General features: G+C 71.0%; 17 protein-coding genes, 1 tRNA gene, 1 pseudogene and 1 other annotated feature. Of the genes and pseudogenes, 8 read left to right on the plus strand and 11 right to left on the minus strand.

The window, feature by feature from the left end; genetic code table 11:
- Positions 1-54 precede the first annotated feature (54 nt).
- Positions 55-420, minus strand: a complete 366-nt coding sequence (locus tag CHC11_RS36435) for a hypothetical protein (protein WP_089316457.1) — start codon at positions 418-420, stop codon at positions 55-57.
- A gap of 376 nt (positions 421-796) precedes the next feature.
- Between CHC11_RS36435 and CHC11_RS41795 the strand changes: the two genes are divergently transcribed.
- Positions 797-955 carry a hypothetical protein gene (locus CHC11_RS41795; protein ID WP_179279185.1) on the plus strand — a complete coding sequence of 53 codons (159 nt, stop codon included), beginning with the start codon at positions 797-799 and terminating at the stop codon, positions 953-955.
- 24 nt (positions 956-979) lie between these two features.
- Here the strand turns inward: CHC11_RS41795 and CHC11_RS36440 are convergent.
- The 3 genes from CHC11_RS36440 to CHC11_RS36450 form a co-directional block, all read right to left on the minus strand.
- Positions 980-2,223, minus strand: a protein-coding gene (locus tag CHC11_RS36440) for an IS3 family transposase (protein ID WP_245920222.1) whose coding sequence is annotated in 2 segments (ribosomal slippage) — positions 980-1,941 and positions 1,941-2,223 — 1,245 coding nt in all. Because the reading frame shifts where the segments join, the coding sequence is not laid out codon by codon here.
- Positions 1,814-1,945 (minus strand) — a sequence feature (AL1L pseudoknot). Its footprint overlaps the gene before it by 132 nt.
- A gap of 943 nt (positions 2,224-3,166) precedes the next feature.
- Positions 3,167-3,751 (minus strand): Uma2 family endonuclease, encoded by a 585-nt coding sequence (locus CHC11_RS36445; protein ID WP_089316458.1) that lies wholly within the window; start codon positions 3,749-3,751, stop codon positions 3,167-3,169.
- Positions 3,752-4,026: 275 nt separating this feature from the next.
- Positions 4,027-4,100 (minus strand) — tRNA-Gly (locus CHC11_RS36450).
- 81 nt (positions 4,101-4,181) lie between these two features.
- Between CHC11_RS36450 and dcd the strand changes: the two genes are divergently transcribed.
- The 4 genes and pseudogenes from dcd to CHC11_RS36470 all read left to right on the plus strand — a co-directional run bounded on the left by dcd (position 4,182) and on the right by CHC11_RS36470 (position 8,044).
- Complete coding sequence (gene dcd, locus CHC11_RS36455; protein ID WP_089316459.1) at positions 4,182-4,757, plus strand: dCTP deaminase; 576 nt, start codon at positions 4,182-4,184, stop codon at positions 4,755-4,757.
- A gap of 182 nt (positions 4,758-4,939) precedes the next feature.
- Positions 4,940-6,193, plus strand: coding sequence for a quaternary amine ABC transporter ATP-binding protein (locus tag CHC11_RS36460; protein ID WP_089316528.1), 1,254 nt, complete (start codon positions 4,940-4,942; stop codon positions 6,191-6,193).
- A 157-nt stretch (positions 6,194-6,350) separates the two neighbouring features.
- Positions 6,351-7,112: pseudogene (locus CHC11_RS36465) on the plus strand (ABC transporter permease); the annotation flags it as partial.
- Between the two features lie 44 nt (positions 7,113-7,156).
- A complete protein-coding gene (locus CHC11_RS36470; protein WP_089316460.1) occupies positions 7,157-8,044 on the plus strand; it encodes a glycine betaine ABC transporter substrate-binding protein in 888 nt (295 codons plus the stop codon).
- A gap of 51 nt (positions 8,045-8,095) precedes the next feature.
- Here the strand turns inward: CHC11_RS36470 and CHC11_RS36475 are convergent, their stop codons facing one another.
- Positions 8,096-8,833, minus strand: coding sequence for a ZIP family metal transporter (locus tag CHC11_RS36475; RefSeq protein WP_089316461.1), 738 nt, complete (start codon positions 8,831-8,833; stop codon positions 8,096-8,098).
- A gap of 98 nt (positions 8,834-8,931) precedes the next feature.
- Positions 8,932-11,079, minus strand: a complete 2,148-nt coding sequence (locus CHC11_RS36480; RefSeq protein ID WP_089316462.1) for a (Fe-S)-binding protein — start codon at positions 11,077-11,079, stop codon at positions 8,932-8,934.
- A 273-nt stretch (positions 11,080-11,352) separates the two neighbouring features.
- On the opposite strand from CHC11_RS36480, the gene CHC11_RS36485 reads away from it, so the two are divergent.
- A complete protein-coding gene (locus CHC11_RS36485) occupies positions 11,353-11,952 on the plus strand; it encodes a TIGR03086 family metal-binding protein (protein WP_218826396.1) in 600 nt (199 codons plus the stop codon).
- Here the strand turns inward: CHC11_RS36485 and CHC11_RS36490 are convergent.
- Together CHC11_RS36490 and CHC11_RS36495 are read right to left on the minus strand one after the other, a co-directional pair.
- Positions 11,949-12,599, minus strand: coding sequence for a hypothetical protein (locus CHC11_RS36490; RefSeq protein WP_143227443.1), 651 nt, complete (start codon positions 12,597-12,599; stop codon positions 11,949-11,951). The two genes, CHC11_RS36485 and CHC11_RS36490, sit on opposite strands and share 4 nt — an antisense overlap.
- Before the next feature lie 60 nt (positions 12,600-12,659).
- Positions 12,660-13,898, minus strand: coding sequence for an acetyl-CoA C-acetyltransferase (locus tag CHC11_RS36495; RefSeq protein ID WP_089316464.1), 1,239 nt, complete (start codon positions 13,896-13,898; stop codon positions 12,660-12,662).
- Between the two features lie 165 nt (positions 13,899-14,063).
- Between CHC11_RS36495 and CHC11_RS36500 the strand changes: the two genes are divergently transcribed.
- Complete coding sequence (locus tag CHC11_RS36500; protein ID WP_089316465.1) at positions 14,064-15,605, plus strand: 3-hydroxyacyl-CoA dehydrogenase; 1,542 nt, start codon at positions 14,064-14,066, stop codon at positions 15,603-15,605.
- On the opposite strand, the gene CHC11_RS36505 is transcribed toward CHC11_RS36500, so the two are convergent.
- Positions 15,595-17,097, minus strand: a complete 1,503-nt coding sequence (locus CHC11_RS36505; protein WP_089316531.1) for an MFS transporter — start codon at positions 17,095-17,097, stop codon at positions 15,595-15,597. The genes CHC11_RS36500 and CHC11_RS36505 overlap by 11 nt on opposite strands.
- 111 nt (positions 17,098-17,208) lie before the next feature.
- On the opposite strand from CHC11_RS36505, the gene CHC11_RS36510 reads away from it, so the two are divergent.
- Positions 17,209-17,922, plus strand: coding sequence for a TetR/AcrR family transcriptional regulator C-terminal domain-containing protein (locus tag CHC11_RS36510; RefSeq protein WP_218826398.1), 714 nt, complete (start codon positions 17,209-17,211; stop codon positions 17,920-17,922).
- 38 nt (positions 17,923-17,960) lie between these two features.
- On the opposite strand, the gene CHC11_RS36515 is transcribed toward CHC11_RS36510, so the two are convergent.
- Positions 17,961-19,187 (minus strand): CU044_5270 family protein, encoded by a 1,227-nt coding sequence (locus CHC11_RS36515; protein ID WP_089316467.1) that lies wholly within the window; start codon positions 19,185-19,187, stop codon positions 17,961-17,963.
- Positions 19,184-19,876, minus strand: a complete 693-nt coding sequence (locus CHC11_RS36520) for an RNA polymerase sigma factor (RefSeq protein ID WP_245920224.1) — start codon at positions 19,874-19,876, stop codon at positions 19,184-19,186. The genes CHC11_RS36515 and CHC11_RS36520 overlap by 4 nt, the downstream gene beginning before the upstream one ends.
- Positions 19,877-20,138: the final 262 nt, after the last annotated feature.

Genomic DNA, 20,138 nt, shown 5'->3' on the forward strand with positions numbered 1-20,138 from the left:
AGGTCCATACCGAGTACCTGAGCCGACAGCGAGCGGCGTAGATCTGCCCGCAGATCACCGATCAAGAAGCTGTCCGGAAAACGCGTGGCCCCTCATACCGATGATGAGGCCGATCGCGCGGAAGCGGCCGTCGGACCGGTCGTGGTCGGCGGCGCCAACATCGAATCTGATCTTGGCGGCTTGGGCCTCGAGGTCGGCAGACGCCGCGGGATCGGTCATGGCCAGGCTCTGGGCCTTGGAGTCGAGCGTCTTGGCGTGAGCACGCTGCGCCTGCTGGAGCTGGGTCCAACCAGGCGGCGACCTCAGCTCGAAGAGCGCATGTTCGTCCAGGGCGAATCCGATGATCAGAAAGTAGACGATCGTTCCCCAACCGAGCACTCGTAAGACGAGTTCCCGCCGGGCGGCGCCGTCCATCTCCATTCGAGGACCCCTTCTCCTAGGACGCGTGGTCGGCGGTCCCGCTTCCCAGAGGCCGGCGAGGTCGCTTGGGTGAGCGGGGCTCGGTATGCGGCTTGGAGTACCTCCCCGCACACCATAGCCTCGGCCTCGGCGAAAGCCCCCGAACCGGTCAAACTCGGCCGGATGCGCCCATAGGTGGGAGGCGGGGCGACCACGACAGGCGGGGCGTAGGCCACTCGACCTCACTGGACAAGGCCGGCGCGGACCGGCTTCCTCGCGGTCGGGTCGGACCAGTGGTGACGAAACACCAATCATGACGGTAAGTAGTCACTCAAATACCATTAGTGATGCTCATGGGGACTCAGACACTCCAGTACACGCGAGATGGAGACCCCCCGTGATCAAGCACCTTCCCCTGACCGGCCTGGCCCTGGCCCTCGCGGTGATGGCCACCGCCCCGGCGGCTGCCGCCGCGGCCTCCACCCCCCAGCGCGCGGCACCGAACCCGGTGTCCCTGGACGCCACCAACAGCCGCGCGGACAACACCAACGTCTGAAGCGCCCCGGGTTCGGTAGAGGCTCTAGGTTGTGGCTGTGACCTGTGGTTCTGTGTGGTTCTGGCGGTAGTGGAGGGCTTCGTATTCGTCGGGTGGTACGTGGCCGATCTCACCGTGGAGCCGGGTGGTGTTGTACCAGTCCACGTACTCGGCGGTGGCCAGCTCGACGCCGGTCAGGTTCTTCCACGGCCCACGCAGTTTGATCAGCTCGGTCTTGTACAAGCCGATCGCCGACTCCATCAGTGCGTTGTCGAGCGCGTCGCCGACGGTGCCGATGGAGGCGTCGATACCGGCGTCGACCAGGTGCGTGGTGAACCGGAAAGAGGTGTATTGCGATCCCGCGTCGCTGTGGTGCACCAGCCCTGGCCCGACGGGGTGTCCGGCCCGGTTGCGCCGCCACAGCGCCATGTCCAGGGCGTCCAGCACCAGCCGGGTCCGCTTGGTGGTCGAGGCGGCCCAGCCGACGATCGCGCGGGAGAAGATGTCGACCACGAACGCGACGTAGACCACGCCGGCCCAGGTGGTCACGTGCGTGAAGTCGGCCACCCACCGGCGGTTCGGGCTGCCGGCGGTGAAGTCTCGGCGCAGCAGATCGACGGCCCGCTCATGTCCGTCGTCGCGCACGGTGGTACGGATCTTGCGGCCGCGGCGGGCACCGTGCAGACCGAGTTCGCGCATCAGCCGCTCAACCGTGCAGCGCGCCACCTGGTGGCCCTCGCGCTGCAACTGCCGCCAGACCTTCCGGGCGCCATAGACCCGGTAGTTGTCGGTGTGGATGCGGGTGATCTCGGTCTTGAGCCACTCGTCACGCACCGCCCTCGGCGAGGCCGGACGTGACTTGGCGGCGTAGTAGGTGGACGGTGCGATCTTGGTGCCGTGCGCAGACAGCACCCGGCAGATCGGCTCGACCCCGAACACCTTGCGGAACGCGTCGATGAACGCGATCAGTACTTGTGTGGCCGGTCGAGCTCGGCCGCGAAGAAACCCGCAGCGGCTTTCAGGATCTCGTTCGCCCGCCGCAGCTCGGCGTTCTCCCGCTTGAGCCGCTTGAGCTCGGCTGATTCCTCGGTCGTGGTCCCCGGCCGGGCACCGACATCGACCTCGGCCCGACGCACCCAGCTGCGCACCGTCTCGGTCGAGGTGACTCCCAACTTGGCCGCGACGGCCTTCATCGCCGACCACTCACTGGGGTAGTCCGGGCGGACCTCGGCCACCATGCGGACCGCGCGCCTGCGCAGCTCAGGGGGATAGGGGGACGGACGTGCCATGACTCGATCCTCTCAGGGAAACGAGCCTCCATCCGACCCGGGGCGCTTCACCTACGTCGAGCGGGCCAACGGGGAGATGATCCTCGGGCCCACCAAAGTCACGAGCAGGGATGCGGACCGTCTCTGTCCCGGCGGCGCTCGTTCCTCACCAGGCTCCCACCTGAACAAGTAAGTCCGGCCGGGTGCCGATGCCCTCGTCTTCACCGGGATCAAGGGCGGGCCGCTGAGGCGTAGCGGCTTCAACAGCTGACCCGGTGGAGCCACGTCGTCAGCTCGTTGGGGGTGCCGAACCTGCACTTCCACGACCTTCGGCATTCCGGCAACACGTTGGCGGCTGACATGGGCGTCTCACTGCGCAAACTGATGGTGCGCATGGGGCACGACAGCGAGCGGGCCGCTCTGGTATCAGCACCGATCCGCCAAGGCTGATCGGGCCATCGCAGACGGCTTCGACGCGCTCGTCCAGGCGGAGCAGACCCAGGACGATGACGAGGATGACGACGGATCAGCCGGCGCCCTGGTGCCGGGGGCCTAACGGCACGCTAATGGCACGAGGGCCTGCGGACGGCCGTGAAACGATCAAGACCCAGGCGAGCACTTACTCCCTGGCCTGGGCCTTTGCATGTGAGCGGGTGACGGGAATCGAACCCGCCCTGTCAGCTTGGGAAAAGTCCCGAACCTGCCTGCTAGGCCCGCTGACCTGGCATAGGGCCCTTCCGCAAGTAACCGTGAGTGCCCCTCGATCACCCTGGTTAATGGCCCGCCACCCTAGCCGCTGATCTGCGCGCCCTCGTGCTGATCGCAACGAGGGCACTCGACTGATCCGAGGGCGAGCAGACCCGGAGCGCTGAACCGGTCACGGCCCGCGCGTTGGAAGCCGCGCGGCGGCGATCGCCGCTCGCCCAGACGGCTGTCCCGGCGGACTGCAACGCGCTACACGATGTCAGCGTTCACGAACGGACTTGAGGTCAATGTCGAGGGCGAAGGGCTGGGTCGCAGTGATCCGGTCGTGATGCACGCCGGTGGCGACATATGCGCCGCTGGCGTCGTCCAGCTCATAGGTGTAGACCGCGAACGCCGGTGCGGTCTGGTCGGTCTCCACGCGCCAGTAGTGCCTGATGCCGGCTCCCGCGTACAGGGCCGGCTGCATCCGCCGGTCCTTACGCTTGGTCGACGGGGACACGACCTCGGCGACGAGGGTGACCGACTCGGCACGGATAGGACGGTCATAGGGGTCGTGCTCGGTGGAGTACACGACGATGTCGGGGGCGATCTCGACCGGTTCCACCTCGTCGTCGTCCAGCAGCACGTCCACATCCGTGTCCACCTGCCAGGCGTCGGGAGCAGCGTCTTCGATGCGGGTCGCCAGGCGCCGCGCGATTCGCTGGTGGATCGGGCGGGGCCGTGGGCTCACGACAAGTTCTCCGTGGATGAGGCTCACGCGTACTGGAAGGTCTTCGGGCAGCGCCTCGTAGTCCGCCCGGGTCCAGGTGTCACCGGACGGCAGGGGGAGAGTCATCGCGGGCATGGGTCCTGATGCCTCCGGTCGAGGTCGGTGCGGGTACTCGCCCAGAGTACCTTCGGCACATCTCCCCAGGCCTTCGCCCTAGCAGCTGCTCCGGCGCAAGTCTCAAGCTTCGCCCTTGCTCAGAGTCGGGAAGGAGGCTGAGGGGTGAGACGGTGGCGTAGACAGCCTCTGGTGCCGGGGGCCTAATTGCACGCTAATGGCACGAGGACCTGTAGGCGGCTCTGAAATGATCAAGGCCCAGGTGGGGTAGCACTCCCTGACCTGGGCCATCTGTGTGGAGCGGGTGACGGGAATCGAACCCGCGCTGTCAGCTTGGGAAGCTGAAGTTCTACCATTGAACTACACCCGCGTGGGGCGGCCTGGAGGCGCCCGCGCCTTGGTTACTGTACCGGATCGTCGGTGGGGGCGTGGCGTGGGATAGCTTTCTGGGGTGCTTCTCTCCGATCGCGACATCAGGGCCGAGCTTGAGTCTGGGCGAGTGAAGATCGACCCGTTCGAGTCGGTCATGGTTCAGCCGTCCAGTGTGGACGTGCGGCTGGACCGGTACTTCCGGGTGTTCGAGAACCACCGGTATCCGCACATCGATCCCGCTGTGGAGCAGCCGGATCTGACGCGGCTGGTGGAGGTGGAGGCCGACGAGGCGTTCGTGCTGCATCCGGGGGAGTTCGTGCTGGCCTCGACGTACGAGGTGTTCGGGCTGCCCGAGGATCTCGCGGCGCGGCTGGAGGGCAAGAGCTCGCTGGGGCGGCTGGGGCTGCTCACGCACTCGACGGCGGGGTGGATCGATCCGGGGTTCAACGGGCACGTGACGCTGGAGCTGTCGAACGTGGCGACGCTGCCGATCAAGTTGTGGCCGGGGATGAAGATCGGGCAGATGTGCCTGTTCCGGACGAGCTCGCCGGCGGAGTACCCCTACGGGTCGGCGAAGTACGGGTCGCGGTACCAGGATCAGCGGGGGCCGACGCCGTCGCGGTCGTACCAGAACTTTCACCGGACGAAAGTGTAGTCAGTCCGTTACCCGAATGTGACGGAAATCACCAAAAGATGAAACATGTTCTCCGGCCGGGTAGTTTCGGGCGACGCACAGGCATGGCGTCTGGTTGACAGCCTCTTTACGTGAGGCCCGGGCGCCTGGACGGACGAGGCGACCCGTTTCCGCGCATCGACGTGGAAACCCGGAAGGAGATCGTGTCAGTACTCCGCGCGGAAAGCGTTTCCAAACTCTTCGGCCGCAGGGCGGCGGAGGCGCAGCGAAAACTCACGGCGGGCGCTGATCTGTCGGCGGTTCGCGACCTCGGGGTCACCCCCGCGGTGGTGGACGCCACGTTCGAGGTCCGGCAGGGCGAGATCTTCGTGGTCATGGGCCTGTCGGGGTCGGGGAAGTCGACCCTGATCCGGATGCTGAACGGGTTGCTCGGCGTCACGTCCGGAAGTGTCGAGATCGACGGCCAGGACATCGCCAAGCTGCCGCCGAAGGCGCTGCGTGCGCTTCGGCAGAACAAGGTCAGCATGGTCTTCCAGCACTTCGCGCTGTTCCCCCATCGGACGGTTCTGGCCAATGCCGCCTACGGGCTCGAGGTCCGTGGTGTTCCCAGGGAGGAACGAGAGAAGACCGCCCGGGAGTTCCTGGCTCTGGTGGGTCTCGAAGGCTGGGAGAACAAGGCCCCCGGCGAGTTGTCGGGTGGAATGAAGCAGCGGGTGGGGCTCGCCCGCGCGCTCGCTTCGGGTACCGACATCATCCTGATGGACGAGGCGTTCAGCGCTCTGGACCCGCTGATCCGCCGGGAGGTCCAGGACCTGCTCCTGGACCTGCAGAGCCGGTTCGGCAAGACGATCGTCTTCATCACGCACGACCTGAACGAGGCCATGCGCATCGGCGACCGCATCGCGGTGATGCGGGAGGGCCGGATCGTGCAGATCGGGACGGCCGAGGAGATCCTCACCGATCCCGCCAACGACTATGTCGCCCAGTTCGTCGCGGATGTGGACCGTACCAGAGTGCTGACGGCGGCCTCGGTGATGGAGAAGCCGCTGGTCACGGTGCTGGCGTCGACCGGGCCCCGGACCGCCCTGCGGACGATGCGCGAGCAGCAGACGTCGGCGGCGTTCGTGGTCGGGCGGGACCGCAAGCTCGTCGGACGGGTCCGGGCGACCGTGATCGCGGACGCGGTGCAGGAGAACGTCCAGACGCTGGACGGCCTGATCGACCCCGAGGACCCGGAGCCGGTGGCGCCGGACACCCCGGTCGCGGACCTGTTCGTGCGGGTCGCCGAGAGCGATCTGCCGGTGCCGGTGGCGGACGAGGAGGGGACGCTGCTCGGCGTGATCCCCCGGGTGACGCTGCTGGCGGCGCTCGGCGCGATCAACTCCCACGTGGAGGAGATGGTCGGGGAGGACGAGCCGGAACTGGCGCTGGCGAAGGAGGGCGGCGGCGATGAGTGACGCGGCGATGAAGCTGCCCCGGGTTCCCGTCGGCGAGTGGTTCGACGGCCTGGTGACCTGGTGCACCGACAACCTGTCGTGGCTGTTCGACGGGATCGGCTCGGCGATCGAGGCGTCGGTGGACGGGCTGACGAGCGTTCTGACGTTCCTGCCGCCGCTGGCGCTGACGCTGGTGCTGGCCGTGATCGCGCTGGTGCTGAGCGGCTGGAGGCTCGGCCTGTTCACGATCCTCGGGTTCGCGCTGGTCGACAGCATGGAGCTGTGGGAGCCGGCGATGGACTCGCTGGCCCTGGTGCTGGTGTCGGCGGTGGTGTCGACCGTGGTGGCGATCCCGATCGGCATCGCGGCGGCGCGCAGCGACGTGGTGAGCCGGATCGTCCGGCCGGTCCTGGACTTCATGCAGACGATGCCGGCGTTCGTGTACCTCATCCCGGCGATCTTCTTCTTCAGCATCGGCTCGGTGCCCGGCGTGGTGGCGACGGTGATCTTCGCGATGCCGCCGGGGGTGCGGCTGACCGAGCTCGGCATCCGCGGCGTGGACCCGGAGATGGTCGAGGCGGGCGAGGCGTTCGGAACGCCGCCGGGCCGGATCCTGACCCGGATCCAGATCCCGCTCGCGATGCCGTCGATCATGGCCGGGGTCAACCAGCTGATCATGCTGTCGCTGTCCATGGTCGTCATCGCCGGGATGGTGGGGGCGGGCGGCCTCGGCGGCGAGGTGCTGGAGGGCATCAACCGGGTGGACGTCGCGAAGGGCTTCGAGGGCGGCATCGCCGTCGTGGTCCTCGCCATCTACCTGGACCGCCTGACCGGCGCCCTGGGCGAGGGCCCGAGCATGCTGCGCGCGCTGTTCGCGCGCCGCCGCGCCGCCGCGCCCGTCCCGGTCGCCGTCGCGTCCGCCGCGGGCACGTCCAACTGACCTCCCGCTCCCCCTTCACTATGCAAGCCAACGAAAGGACGCGCATGCGCTCCAAGTTCAAGGGCCTGACGGTCGCCGCGCTGACGCTGACGCTCGGGCTGAGCGCCGCGGCGTGCGGCGACTCCGACTCCGGCGGGGGTGGGAACGACAAGGAGATCACCATCGGCGTGGTCTCGGGCTGGGCCGAGGGTGAGGCCGCCACGGCCCTGTGGAAGCGGCTCCTGACCGACAAGGGCTACAAGGTGGAGGTCAAGAACCTCGACACGGGTCCGCTCTACGCGGGCATGTCGAAGGGCGACGTCGACCTGTTCGTGGACTCCTGGCTGCCGGGCACGCACGAGGACTACTGGAAGCAGTACGGCGACAAGCTGGAGAAGGTCGGCGTCTGGTACGACTCGGCGCCGCTGACGATCGCGGTTCCGAACTACTCCCCGCTGAAGACGCTCGACGACCTCAAGGGCAAGGGCGGCCAGTACGGCGGCAAGATCGTCGGGATTGAGAAGAGCTCCGGGCTGTACCGGGTGTCGCAGGAGGAGATGCTCCCCGCCTACGGCCTGAAGGACGAGTACAAGGTGACGACGTCCTCGACGGCGGCGATGCTGACCGAGCTGAAGAAGTCCATCGACGCCAAGAAGGACATCGTCGTCACGCTGTGGCGCCCGCACTGGGCCTACACGAAGTACCCCATCCGCGACCTGCAGGACCCGAAGGGCGCGATGGGCAAGCCGGACGGCATCAACACCATCGCCCGCAAGGACTTCGGCAAGGACCAGCCGGAGGTCACCGGCTGGCTGAAGAAGTTCAGGATGGACGACAAGCAGCTCGGCTCCCTTGAGGACCTGATGGAGAACCAGTACAAGGGCAAGCCCGACCAGGCGGTCGACGCGTGGCTGAAGTCGAACCAGAGCTACGCCACGTCGCTGACGGGCTGACGCCGGGAACGTTCCCGAAGAGGGCCGTCCGGGTTTCCGGGCGGCCCTGCGTCAGCTCGCGAGCCCGACGCTGAGCAGCACGGCGAGGAGCCCGAGCCCGGTGGCCGCCAGGGTCATGATCCGCGGGTGGACGCTGTGCGCCTCGGGCAGGATCTCGGCGGCGGCCAGGTACAGCAGGACGCCGGCGAAGACGCCGAGGTAGGGGCCGAGGACGGCGTCCGGGACGGTCGCCAGCATGCCGATGGCGGCCCCGGCGACGGGGGCGGCCGCGTCGGCGAGCAGCAGCAGGACGGCGGGGCGCCGGTCGCCGCGGTACAGCGAGGCGGCGGTGAAGGTGTTGAACCCGTCCGCGAAGTCGTGGGTGACGACGGCGAGCGCCACGAAGACGCCGGTCTCGGTGCCGCTCTGGAAGCCGAAGCCGATGCTGAGGCCGTCCACGAGGCTGTGCAGGACGAGGGCGAGCGCGGCGAGCAGCCCGCCGGAGCCGGAGCCGCGGACGTGCTCGTGCGGGGCGTACTCCTCCTCGTGGGCGCGGTGGATCGCCACCGCCTGCTCGACGACGTGCAGGAGCACGAACCCCGCCGCGAAGCCGATCATGGGGACGGGGACGCCGAACGGGCGGTGCCGCGTCAGCTCCAGCGACTCGGGGATCAGGTCGAACGCGACGACGCCGAGCATGAGCCCGCCGGCGAGCCCGAGGACGAGGTGCCGGTGGTCGCGGACGCGCATCGCGGTGAGGCCGCCCGCGAGCGTCATCAGGAACGCGAGGAGGGACACGAGCACGGCCATCCCCAGGTCTTACCAGCGAGCCGCGCCCTCAACCGCGCCCGGAGCGCGAACCGGCCCCGCCCCCGCCGGAGCGGGAGCGGGGCCGTCGAGCGGGCGCCCTATTCGGCGGCGACCGCCTCCTTCTCGGGGGCGGTGCCCTCGCCCTTGATGGAGCGGATCAGGAGCTGGGAGACGTCGACGACCTCCAGCGACTCCTTGGCGTCGCCCGCGTTCTTCTTCTCGTTGATGGCGTCGCCCAGCATGACCAGGCAGAACGGGCAGGCGGTGGAGACGGTGTCGGGGTCGGTCTCCAGCGCCTCGTCCACGCGCTCGGTGTTGATCCGCTTGCCGATGCGCTCCTCCATCCACATCCGGGCGCCGCCGGCGCCGCAGCAGAAGCCGCGGTCCTTGTGCCGGTGCATCTCCTGCGTCCTGACGCCGGGGACGGTCGCCATGATGTCGCGCGGCTGCTTGTAGACCTTGTTGTGGCGGCCGAGGAAGCAGGGGTCGTGGTAGGTGATCTTCTCCTCGATCGGCGTGACCGGGGTGAGCCTGCCCTCCTCGACCAGATGCGCCAGCAGCTGGGTGTGGTGGACGACCTCGTAGTTCCCGCCGATCTGCGGGTACTCGTTGGCCAGGGTGTTGAAGCAGTGCGGGCAGGTCGCGACGATCTTCTTGACGCCCGCGTCGTTCAGCGTCTCGACGTTCTGCTGGCCGAGCATCTGGAAGACGAACTCCATGCCGAGGCGGCGGGCCGGGTCACCGGTGCACGCCTCCATGGGGCCGAGGACGGCGAACTTGACGCCCGCGATGTGCAGCAGCTCGGCGACGGCCTTGGTGGTCTTCTTGGCACGGTCCTCCAGGGCGCCGGCGCAGCCGACCCAGAACAGGTACTCGGTGTCCTCGGAGACCTTGTCGTCGACGACGTCGACCTCGAAGTCGAGCTCCTCGATCCATTCGAGGCGCTTCATCTCGGACATGCCCCACGGGTTGCCCTTGTTCTCCAGGTTCTTCAGCATGACGCCGGCCTCGGAGGGGAACGAGGACTCGATCATGACCTGGAAGCGGCGCATGTCCAGGATGTGGTCGATGTGCTCGATGTCGACCGGGCACTGCTCGACGCACGCGCCGCAGTTGGTGCAGGACCACAGGACGTCGGGGTGGATGACGCCGTCGTCGCCGACGAGGGCCTTGTCCACCTCCATGGCGAGCTTCTGCTCGTCGGTGAACCCGTTTCGGGCCTCTTCCGACGCGGTGAAGTAGGGCGCCTTGGCCAGGGCGTGGTCGCGCAGCTCCAGGACGAGCATCTTCGGCGACAGCGGCTTGCCGGTGTTCCAGGCGGGGCACTGCGACTGGCAGCGACCGCACTCGGTGCAGGTCGCCATGTCGAGGAAGCCCTTCCAGGTGAAGTCCTCGATCTTGCCGCGGCCGAAGACGTCCTCGTCGGGGTCGGCCTCCTCGAAGTCGAGCGGCTTGCCGCCCGACATCATCGGCTGCGCGGCGCCGAGGCCGTCGGGGCGGCGCTTGAACATGACGTTCAGGGGGGCCAGGAAGATGTGCAGGTGCTTGGAGTGGACGACGAAGACCAGGAAGACCAGCGCGACGGCGATGTGCACCAGCAGGCCGACCGACTCCAGGACCTCCAGCGTGTGGCCGCTCAGCCCGTCGAACAGGTGGCCGACCAGGGTGGAGAAGTAGGCGCCCTTGCCGTAGGGGAGGTTGCCGCTGGCCCACTCCACGCCGCGGAAGAAGAACATCGTCCAGATCACGTTGAAGATCATGAACAGCGTGATCCAGGCGCCGGACAGGTGCGAGCCCTTGAACCGGGACTTGCGGTCCAGCCGCTTCGGCGAGTTCCTGATCCGGATCGCGGTGAAGACGACCAGGCCGGCGGTGCAGGCGAGGGCGATCGTGTCCTGGACGAAGCCGATCGGCGGCCAGGTCTGCACGCCGGGGATCTTGGCGTCCAGCCCGAACAGCAGCGCGACGGCCGCCTCCAGGTAGACGGTGGCCAGCAGGATGAACGCCCACATGACCGCGGCGTGCGAGACGCCGGCGACGGTCCACTTCAGCAGCTTGCGCTGGCCGAGGACCTCGACGGCCTGGCCTTCGACGGCCTTGGCGGGCTCACGCTTGACCTGCAGCGTCCGCTCGGGGTCGGGCTGCCCGCTCCTGGCGATCGCGTAGAGGAACAGCACTCGCCTCCCGGCGAGCCCCAGCGCGACCGCCGTTCCGGCGAGCCCGATGACCAATGTGATCCAGAACACTGTTCCGTCCTCCTGGGGTACGGGCGATGGCAGCCAGCGTAGGGCTCGCGTCGGACTGCTCTCCATCCGGGGCCCGAATACTACTCGGTAGTAGCTTACGAGTCACATCCCCTGGTCAGAACAGTCCGCGCCGATTTCCGGCCCGCCGAGGCCCTCGATCTCCGGTCTTACCCGCGCAGCGATGAGTATCCGGCGGTTCCCGAGTCCATACCACTGGGCGGGACGCGTCCACCGGCGTCCCGTCCAGCGGTATACGAACGGAAGGATCCCCAGATGGCCTCGATGCCCGACCTCGGCCCCGCCGCCCGGCGGATGGCCGGCCTGCTCGCGGACGTGCGCGACTCCCAGCTGACCGCGCCGACGCCCTCCGGCGACATGCCGCTCGGCGCCCTCATCGACCACGTGAACGGCCTGGCCCTGGCCTTCACCTGGGCGGCGGCGAAGGACTTCCCGGACGGCCCCTCGCAGCCGCCGTCCGCCGACGCCGCCCCGCTCGCCCCGGACTGGCGGTCCCGCATCCCCGAGCGGCTCGACGCGATGGCGGCGGCCTGGCGCTCCCCGGAGGCGTGGCAGGGCATGACCTGGGCCGGCGGCATCGAACTGCCCGGCGACCAGGCGGGCCACGTCGCGATGAACGAGCTGGTCGTGCACGGCTGGGACATCTCCCGCGCCGTCGGCCGGTCCTACGACGCCGGTGCGGACGAGATCGAGGCGTGCCTCGCCTTCGTCGCCCCGTCGGTCGAGCAGAGCGGCGGCCGGGGCGTCCCGGGCCTTTTCGGCCCCGCCGTCGACGTGGGTGCGGACGCGCCCGCTCTCGACCGCCTCATCGCCATGACCGGCCGGGACCCGTCCTGGACGGCGGAACGGAGCTAACCCTCCGAGCGCTCCGAGACCTGCAGGAGGAGGTCGTGGACGAAGCACGCCTCCATCGGGCGCCCTCCAAGCCGGAACGGCACGACGTGGTAGTACGCGTTAGGACTCCGCGTGGGCTCCCAGCCGAAGAACGCCTCGGCCTCCGGCCGCAGGACCGACCAGGGGCGCAGGTCGTCCGCCGACCGCATCGGCTCGCCCGACCTGCGCACGAACCTCCGGTCGAGGACGTACTCGCCGGCCTCGGTGTCCAGGCTGGTGTGCTCCAGCCAGAAGCCGGGCCAGAGCGGAAGGGCGAACCGGTGCCGGGAGGGGCCGCCGCTGACCGGCCCGCCCAGGATCGCCGCCAGGTCCACGATCTTCGGTGACTGCATGACGCGCCACCGGCCGGCCTCCTCCACCAGGCCGGCCGGCGGGTCGTCGTAGGGCGCGGGCAGTTCCGGGAGGGACTCCGGGGCGACGCCGCGCATGTCGTCGAGCACGGACAGCTGGTAGCCCTCCAGGGTCATCGAACGCGGGGGACGCGGCTCGGGGTCGGCGAACCGCTCGCACGACCAGCACCACCACGGCTCGGGTCCGCCCATGCAGCCGCCGGTGAAGTAGATCTCACGGCGTTCGTGCCGCCGGTACGGCTCGTCGCCGACGGGCATGCCGTACTCCACCGGGACCAGCGGACCCTCACACCGTTCGCACCTCGGGCTCATACCCCCTCAGACGCTTCCGGCCCCCGCGGTGTTCGGCCGGACCCGCTCGAAGATCGCGGCGAGGCCCTGGCCGCCGCCGATGCACATGGTCTCCAGGCCGTAGCGGGCCTCGCGGCGGTCCATCTCACGGGCGAGGGTGGCGAGGATGCGGGCGCCGGTGGCGCCGACGGGGTGGCCGAGGGAGATGCCGGAGCCGTGCACGTTGACGCGGTCCCAGTCGGCGTCCTTCAGGCCCCATTCGCGGGTGACGGCGAGGACCTGCGCGGCGAACGCCTCGTTCAGCTCGATGAGGTCCATGTCGGCGAGGGTGAGGCCGGCGGCGTCCAGGGCCCTGGCGGTGGCGGGGACGGGCCCGATGCCCATCGTCTCCGGCGGCACCCCGGCGCGGCCCCAGGACACGAGCCGGACGAGGGGCCGCAGGCCCAGCTCGGCGGCGCGTTCGGGGGTGGTGACCACGCAGGCGGCGGCCCCGTCGTTCTGGCCGCTGGCATTGCCCGCGGTCACGGTGGCCTCGGGGTCCTTCCGGCCGAGGACGGGGCGCAGACTCGCCAGGCCCTCGACGGTGGTGCCGGGACGCGGGTGCTCGTCGGTGCCGACGACCGTGTCGCCCTTCCGCGACCGGACGGTCACCGGAACGATCTCCTCGGCGAACACCCCCGACCGCTGGGCGGCGACGGCGCGCTCGTGCGACCGGACGGCCAGCTCGTCCTGCTCCCGGCGTCCGATGCCGTACTCGCGGCGCAGGTTCTCGGCGGTCTCCAGCATCCCGCCCGGGACGGGGTGGTGGACGCCGCCGGCGGTGAGGCGGCCCCGCGCGAGCGCGTCGTGCAGTTCGAGGGACGGCCCGCGCACGCCCCAGCGCGCCGCGGTCGTGTAGAAGGGCGCGCCGCTCATGCTCTCCGCGCCGCCCGCGATGATGACGTCGCCGGCGCCGGTCTGGACCTGCATGGCGGCGTTCAGGACGGCCTGGAGCCCGGACCCGCACCGCCGGTCGAGCTGGGTGCCGCCGACCGTGACGGGGAGCCCGGCGTCCAGCGCGGCGACGCGCCCGATGGCGGGGGCGTCGGAGGTGGGGTAGCAGTGCCCGAGGATCACCTCGTCGACCGCGTCCCCGGGCAGGCCGGTCCGCTCGACCAGGGCGCGGACGACGGCGGCGGCGAGCTCGGCGGGCGGGACGGTCCTGAGCGCCCCGCCGAACCGGCCGACGGGGGTACGCAGCGGTTCGCAGATCACCGCGTCGCGCATGGTGGGCTCCTCGGGACGGGGGCGCGGGGCACTTCGCAGAGTACGGCTCCTCGCCCGGGAGGGCGGCGTCCGTACTTCCGCCCAGGGGAGGGTTGAATGCTGGGTACCCATGGCGGTGGCGAACCGGGACGTGGGCCAGAGGGCTGGGCGAGCGCGGGAGGCGACGTGGAGCGGTGGGCGGGCAGGGCGACGACGATCCGGGTGATCGGGGCCGGGGCGATGGGGCGCGGGATCGCGCAGCTCGCCGCGGCGGGCGGGCTGACGGTGGAGCTGGCCGACATCCGGACGCAGGCCGTGATGGAGGCGGCCGAGTACGTCGGGGCCATGTTCGACAGGCTCGCGGCGAAGGGACGCATGACGGCCGCGGACGCGGAGGCGGCGAAGGGGCGGCTGCGGCCGGTCGGCGAGCCGCTCACCCCGCTCCAGGACTGCGACCTCGTCGTGGAGGCCGTCCGGGAGGACATGGAGACCAAGCGGGAACTGTTCAGGTCCCTGGAGAAGGTCTGCCCGGCGCACACCATCCTCGCGACCAACACCAGTTCGCTGCCGGTGACGGCGATCGCCGCGGCGCTGGACGACCCGTCCAGGCTCGCGGGGCTGCACTTCTTCAATCCGGTGCCGCTGATGAAGCTCGTCGAGGTGATTCCGGGGACGCGCACGGCCGAGTGGATTCCCGACGCGCTCGCCGACCTGGTGAGGCGTCTCGGCCACACCCCCGTGCTCGCGCCCGACGCGCCCGGCTTCCTCGTCAACCACGCAGGGCGCGGCCTGGTGACGGAGGCGTTGCAGATCCTCTCCGAGGGCGCCGCCGAGCCGGCGGACATCGACCGCATCGCGCGGGACGTCCTCGGCCTGAAGATGGGGCCCTGCGAGCTGCTCGACCTGACCGGGATGGACGTGTCGCACCCGGTGATGGAGTCCATCTGGACGGGTTTCTACACCGAGCCGCGGTTCCGTCCGTCCAGGATCGGCAGGGCGCGCCTCGAGGCCGGGCTCCTCGGACGCAAGACCGGCGAGGGCTTCTACAGGTACGTGGACGGGGTGAGGCAGGAGCCCGCCGAGGCGGGCGCCCCGGCCACCGACTTCCGGCCCGTCTGGTTCCAGGAGCCGCAGCACCGCGAGACGCTGGGGCTGCTGCTGTCCGAGGCCGGGGTGGAGGTCGAGGGGGGTGACGAGCCGTCCGGGGAGGCCGTCCTGCTGGTCGACGCCGCGACGGACATGAGCGTCGCCGACCAGGTCGCGGGGGGCCTCCCCGGGGAGCGGACCCTGGGGATCGACGGGTTCTTCGGGTTCTTCGGCCGGATCACCCTCACCGTGCAGCCCGCGCTCGACCCGGAGGCGGGCCGCGCGGCGCTCGCCGCCCTGCTCGCCACGGGACGGCCGGTGACCGTCGTGCGGGACGCGCCCGTCGCCGTCGCGCCGCGGCTGCTGGCGTCGATCGTCAACGTGGGCTGCGGCATCGCCGAGCAGCGGCTGGCCGGTCCCGACGACATCGACACCGCCGTCCGGCTCGGGCTCGGCTACCCTCGCGGACCGCTGGAGTGGGGCGACCACGTGGGCGCCGAGCGCGTGCTCGGCGTGCTGAACCAGATGCACGTGTCGACCGGCGACCCGCGCTACCGTCCGAGCGCCTGGCTGGCCGAGCGGGTCGCTCTCGGCCTGCCGCTCACCGGCACGGGGACCGCCCCGTCCGACCTCACGTCCTGACGGCCTCCGGCGCGTCCGCGGCCGCGGGACGGCGGGCGCGCACGACGAACGCGGCGAACAGGGCGGCGGCCAGCATCGCGCCGCACGCGGCGAACGAGGCGGCCGACACCGCGTGGGCGAAGGCGTCGCGTGCGGCGCGGGCGAGGCCGGGGTCGCCGATCGCCAGGGCCTCGCCGAGCGAGTGGCGCGCGGCCGCGGGCGCGGTGCCCGGCAGGCCGCGGGCGTAGGCGGCGGAGACGACGCTGCCGAGGACGGCGACGCCGAGCGCGCTGCCGAGCTCCTGACCGGCGTCGTTCACCGCCGAGCCGACCCCGGCCTCCGCGGGCGGGACGGCGGCCATGAGCGTGCTGTAGGCGGGCGGCGTGCCGAGCCCGGCGCCGAAGCCGAGGATGGCGAGCCCGAGGCCGAGCGCGCCGTAGCCGTCGTCCGGTCCGGTCAGCCCGAGGACCAGGAACCCGGCCGCGGCGACGCAGAACCCGGTGACGAGGGCGGGACGGGCGCCGAACCGCGACTCCAGCGACGCGCCGAGGCCGTTGCCGAGGCCGGCGGAGACGGCGACCGGCAGCAGCGCGAGCCCGGCCTTGAGCGGCCCGTAGCCGTGCACGAACTGGAGCAGCTGGGTCAGGGCGAACAGCATCCCGGCCAGCGCGAACCCGAACAGCGCGATCATGGCGGCGGCCCCGGAGAAGTCGCGGTCGCGCAGCAGGCGCAGGTCGAGCATCGGCTCGGGGTTGCGGTGCTGCCACGCGGCGAACAGGGCGAGCGCGGCGATGCCGGCGGCCAGCCCGCCGAGCGTGCGGGCGCCGGTCCAGCCGTGCGCGGGGCCGGAGATGACCGCCCAGACCAGCGCCGACATGCCCGCCGTGGACAGCACGGCGCCGGGCACGTCCGGCCGGCGGCGCGGCCCGCGCGGCCCGCGCGACTCGGGGACGAGGATCAGCAGCCCGGCGACGGCGGCCACGGCGACGGGAACGTTCACGAGGAAGACCGAGCCCCACCAGAAGTGCTCCAGCAGGAACCCGCCGAGCGTCGGCCCGGCGGCGAGCCCGACCATGGACGTCGCGCCCCAGATGGCGAACGCCTTGCCCCGCTCGTCCGGACCGAACACCTGCGCCATGATCGACAACGTCCCGGGCATGAGGAACGCGCCTCCGACGCCCATCAGCGCACGCATCGCGACGAGCTGGGCGGGGCTCTGCGCGAAGGCGGCGAGCAGGGATCCGGCGCCGAACAGCGCGAAGCCGACCAGCATCGCGCGGCGGCGCCCGTGCCGGTCGCCGAGGCTGCCCGCCGTGATCAGCAGGCCGGCGAACACCAGCGAGTAGGCGTCGATCACCCACTGGACGTCGGACGTGGTGGCGTCGAGGTCCCGGAGCAGGGACGGGATCGCCACGTTGAGGATCGTGTTGTCGACCACGACGACGAACAGGCTGAGGCACAGCACGCCGAGGATCTGCCAGCGCCGCGGATGCGGGGCGGGGGATTCGTCCATGACCACTCCCACTTTCTCGTACGGTGTTCGAGTGAACTCGCACACTGTACGACTGTTCTCGCACGGTGTTCAAGTCCCGGTACCCTGTACGAGAGCGGGAGGGGCATGCCGATGGCCGAGGAGAACAGGGCGCCGTCCGTCTGGGTGCGGCCGGAGCGAGCGCGGCGCGCCCAGCCCGCCCTCAGCCGGCCGCAGATCGTCGACGCCGCGCTCGACCTGCTCGACGCCGAGGGGCTGGACGGGCTCAGCATGCGCCGCCTCGGCACCCGCCTGAACTCGGGCGCGACGTCGGTGTACTGGCACGTGGCGAACAAGGACGAGCTGCTGGAGCTCGCCCTCGACCGGGTCATGGCCGAGGTGGCGGTCCCGTCCGGGGAAGGCTGGCGGTCCGCCGCGACCGGCTACGCGCGCAGCCTCCGCACGATGATCAAGCGGCATCCGTGGACGGTGACGCTGTTCGGCGGCCGCCCGATGATCGGCCCGAACGCGACCCGCGTCCTGGACGAGGTCCTCGCCGCGTTCGGGTCCGCCGGGTTCACCGGATTCGACCTCGAGTACGCCTGGTCGGCGGTGGTCGACTACGTCATCGGCGCGGCCGGCAGCGAGGCGAGCTGGCAGCGCGCCCAGCCCGGCACGTCCGCCGCCGAATGGGTCGAGAACCTCGGCTCCTACCTGGGCCGGCTGGACGAGGAGCGGCCCGGCCTCGCGTCCCACATCCGCGAGATCTGGATGAAGGAGACCGGCGACGTCCTGGAGGGCCGCTTCGCGTTCGGGCTCGCCTGCGTCCTCGACGGCCTGGAAGCCCGCAGGCCCCCCGCCCGGTAGCGGGCGGGGGGCCTGCGCGCAAGCCGGTCATGACCGGGTCAGAAGGGCAGCTCCGCGGGCGGCTTCGGCTTGGCGTCGGTCCACCCCGCCCCGCGAACGGCCTGGTACTCGATGACGAAGCCCGGCTTCATCCGCGCGTACGGACCGCCCGGCCGGGTCAGCACGTACTGCCGGGAGAGCAGCGCGCCGGTCCGCTCGTCGAAGACGATCGTCTGGCGGGCGCGGTAGGTGCCCTGCTCGGCCTCCGGCGTGCCGTACTCCCCCGTGACCGTGACGGCGCGGTCCCCGGAGGCCAGCGCGACGCCGCGGCGGCCCAGCGGGTCGGTGACGCGGCCGATCGCGTGGACGCCCGGCTGCGCGGCCAGCGCCTTCATCAGGCCCGACCGCACCTTCGGCGGCATCGGCGTGCCGAGGAGCCCCGCCACCCGCATGATCTTGAGGGTGGCGGCCTGCCCGGGCCGCAGCCGCGACTGCTCCGCCTTCGCCCGCTTCGGGTCCAGGCCCGCCCCCTTCTGCATCAGGTCGTCACCCAGGAACATCTCGGCGAGCTTGGCCGGGTCGGTCGGCAGGTTCCGCAGCTCCTCGACCGACTTTTTCATGAACGTCCCGCCTCCCTCCCGGTCGAGGCCCACCTCGGGCCCTTCCGACCGCCACCGGGTCGCCTTGGTGGTGTAGGTGGAGTAGTGGTCGTTGGACCAGACGCGGATGGCCGACGGCGACCCGGCCTTGCGCCACAGCGCCTCGTCCTCCGGGGTCTGCGGACGGGCCGGCAGGTCACGGGCGTAGTACGCCTCCCCCATGCCCTTCCTCGCCCCGGCCCAGTCGAACGTCTCGTCGTGCGCACCGAAGATCGCGTACGTTCCGGTCCGCGCCCGCACCACGTAGGCCTGACCGCTGATCCTCTCCGCGGACCAGTAGTTGCCCGTCGGCTGCTCGGCGGCCTTGTCCGCCGCCACGAGCACCGCCTGCCTGCCCAGGTCGACGGCGGCGGGCGGCGCGTCCGGCGGCGAACCCGGCGAACCCTGGCCGGTGGCCACGATGGCGACGGCCGCCGCCGCTCCGGCCGCGACGAGCCCCGCGCCCAACTGGACCGGCCGGCCGAAGCGCCGCCGTCCCGACCTGGACGGCCGGACGCGCGCGCCGCCCGGCGCCATCGCCCTCTCCAGCCTGGCCAGCGCCCGCGCCGACGCCTCCGCCGACGGGGGCGGCGGCTCGCCCAGCAGCCGGCGGACCCGGGCCGTCTCGTTCATGTCGATCTCGTTCACGCGGGCGTCTCCTCAACGATCAGCGCGGGATTGGTTCCACCGAGCGACTCCCTCAGGCGGCGCCGGGCGCGGTGCAGGCGGGACGCGACGGTGCCCGTCTTGAGGCCGAGCGCCTGCCCGACCTCCTCGTAGGTCAGGTCGGCCAGCGCCACCAGCAGCAGGACGTCCCGATCCCCCCGCGGCAGCCGGGCCAGCGCGTCGGCGAGGTCCGCGCCCGCGCCGCCCGCCGTGACGCGCGCCGTGACCCGGTCCTCGTGGCCGTGCTGGACGTGCTCGGCGGGCGTGCGCGCCAGCGCCCGGAAGCGGCGGCCCTCCGTCCGCCGGTGCAGCCCGATCAGCCGGGTCGCGATGCCGTACAGCCACGGGCGGACCGTGCCGCGGTCGGGATCGAACCGGCCGCGCTTGTTGAACGCGGCGAGGAAGGTCTCGGCGGCGATGTCGTCCGCCGCGTCGGCGCCGAGGCGCCGCGCCGCGTACCCGTGGATCGCGGAGAAGTGGCGGTGGAAGATCTCCGCGAACGCGGCGGGCTCGTGCCGCGACCGCACGATCGCCGCCGCGTCCGCCGCGTCCGAGGCGTCCGAGGCGTCGGAGCCGGACGCGTCCGGCTCCGCACCGGACCGGGACCCGGGATCCGGCGGGTGGTGGTGGGCCATGGGGTGATCCTCGTCGTCGGGGGAGTGCTCGGTCACCCGTTGTCAACCGATCCCCCGATCACCCTTCACGCGCATGCGCCCTCCGCCCGGACAACGAGCCGGATATCGCGGACAGGGCCGGGAACCGGAATAGGGCGCTCACTCGTCCTGTTGTAGAGGTCGTCAGCAAAGTTGAGTCCGGCCGACTCAAGTCATTTGACAAGGACGAGGACGCCGGGCAACCTAGCGGACAGAAGACTCAACCGGCCGCGCCTCGGGGGCGACCGGGGCTGCGATAACACCGGATACGACGGAGGAC

Origin of the sequence: Actinomadura mexicana (assembly GCF_900188105.1) — a bacterium.
Taxonomy (GTDB): Bacteria; Actinomycetota; Actinomycetes; order Streptosporangiales; family Streptosporangiaceae; genus Spirillospora; species Spirillospora mexicana.

Bases quoted from the DNA above. Each gene is read 5' to 3' on its own strand.
- CHC11_RS36485 (WP_218826396.1), top strand. From the start codon at position 11,353: ATGGCCTCGATGCCCGACCTCGGCCCCGCCGCCCGGCGGATGGCCGGC.
- CHC11_RS36510 (WP_218826398.1), top strand. From the start codon at position 17,209: ATGGCCGAGGAGAACAGGGCGCCGTCCGTCTGGGTGCGGCCGGAGCGA.
- CHC11_RS36445 (WP_089316458.1), bottom strand. From the start codon at position 3,751: ATGCCCGCGATGACTCTCCCCCTGCCGTCCGGTGACACCTGGACCCGG.
- CHC11_RS36505 (WP_089316531.1), bottom strand. From the start codon at position 17,097: ATGGACGAATCCCCCGCCCCGCATCCGCGGCGCTGGCAGATCCTCGGC.
- CHC11_RS36470 (WP_089316460.1), top strand. From the start codon at position 7,157: ATGCGCTCCAAGTTCAAGGGCCTGACGGTCGCCGCGCTGACGCTGACG.
- CHC11_RS36495 (WP_089316464.1), bottom strand. From the start codon at position 13,898: ATGCGCGACGCGGTGATCTGCGAACCGCTGCGTACCCCCGTCGGCCGG.
- CHC11_RS36435 (WP_089316457.1), bottom strand. From the start codon at position 420: ATGGAGATGGACGGCGCCGCCCGGCGGGAACTCGTCTTACGAGTGCTC.
- CHC11_RS36490 (WP_143227443.1), bottom strand. From the start codon at position 12,599: ATGCCCGTCGGCGACGAGCCGTACCGGCGGCACGAACGCCGTGAGATC.
- CHC11_RS36475 (WP_089316461.1), bottom strand. From the start codon at position 8,833: ATGGCCGTGCTCGTGTCCCTCCTCGCGTTCCTGATGACGCTCGCGGGC.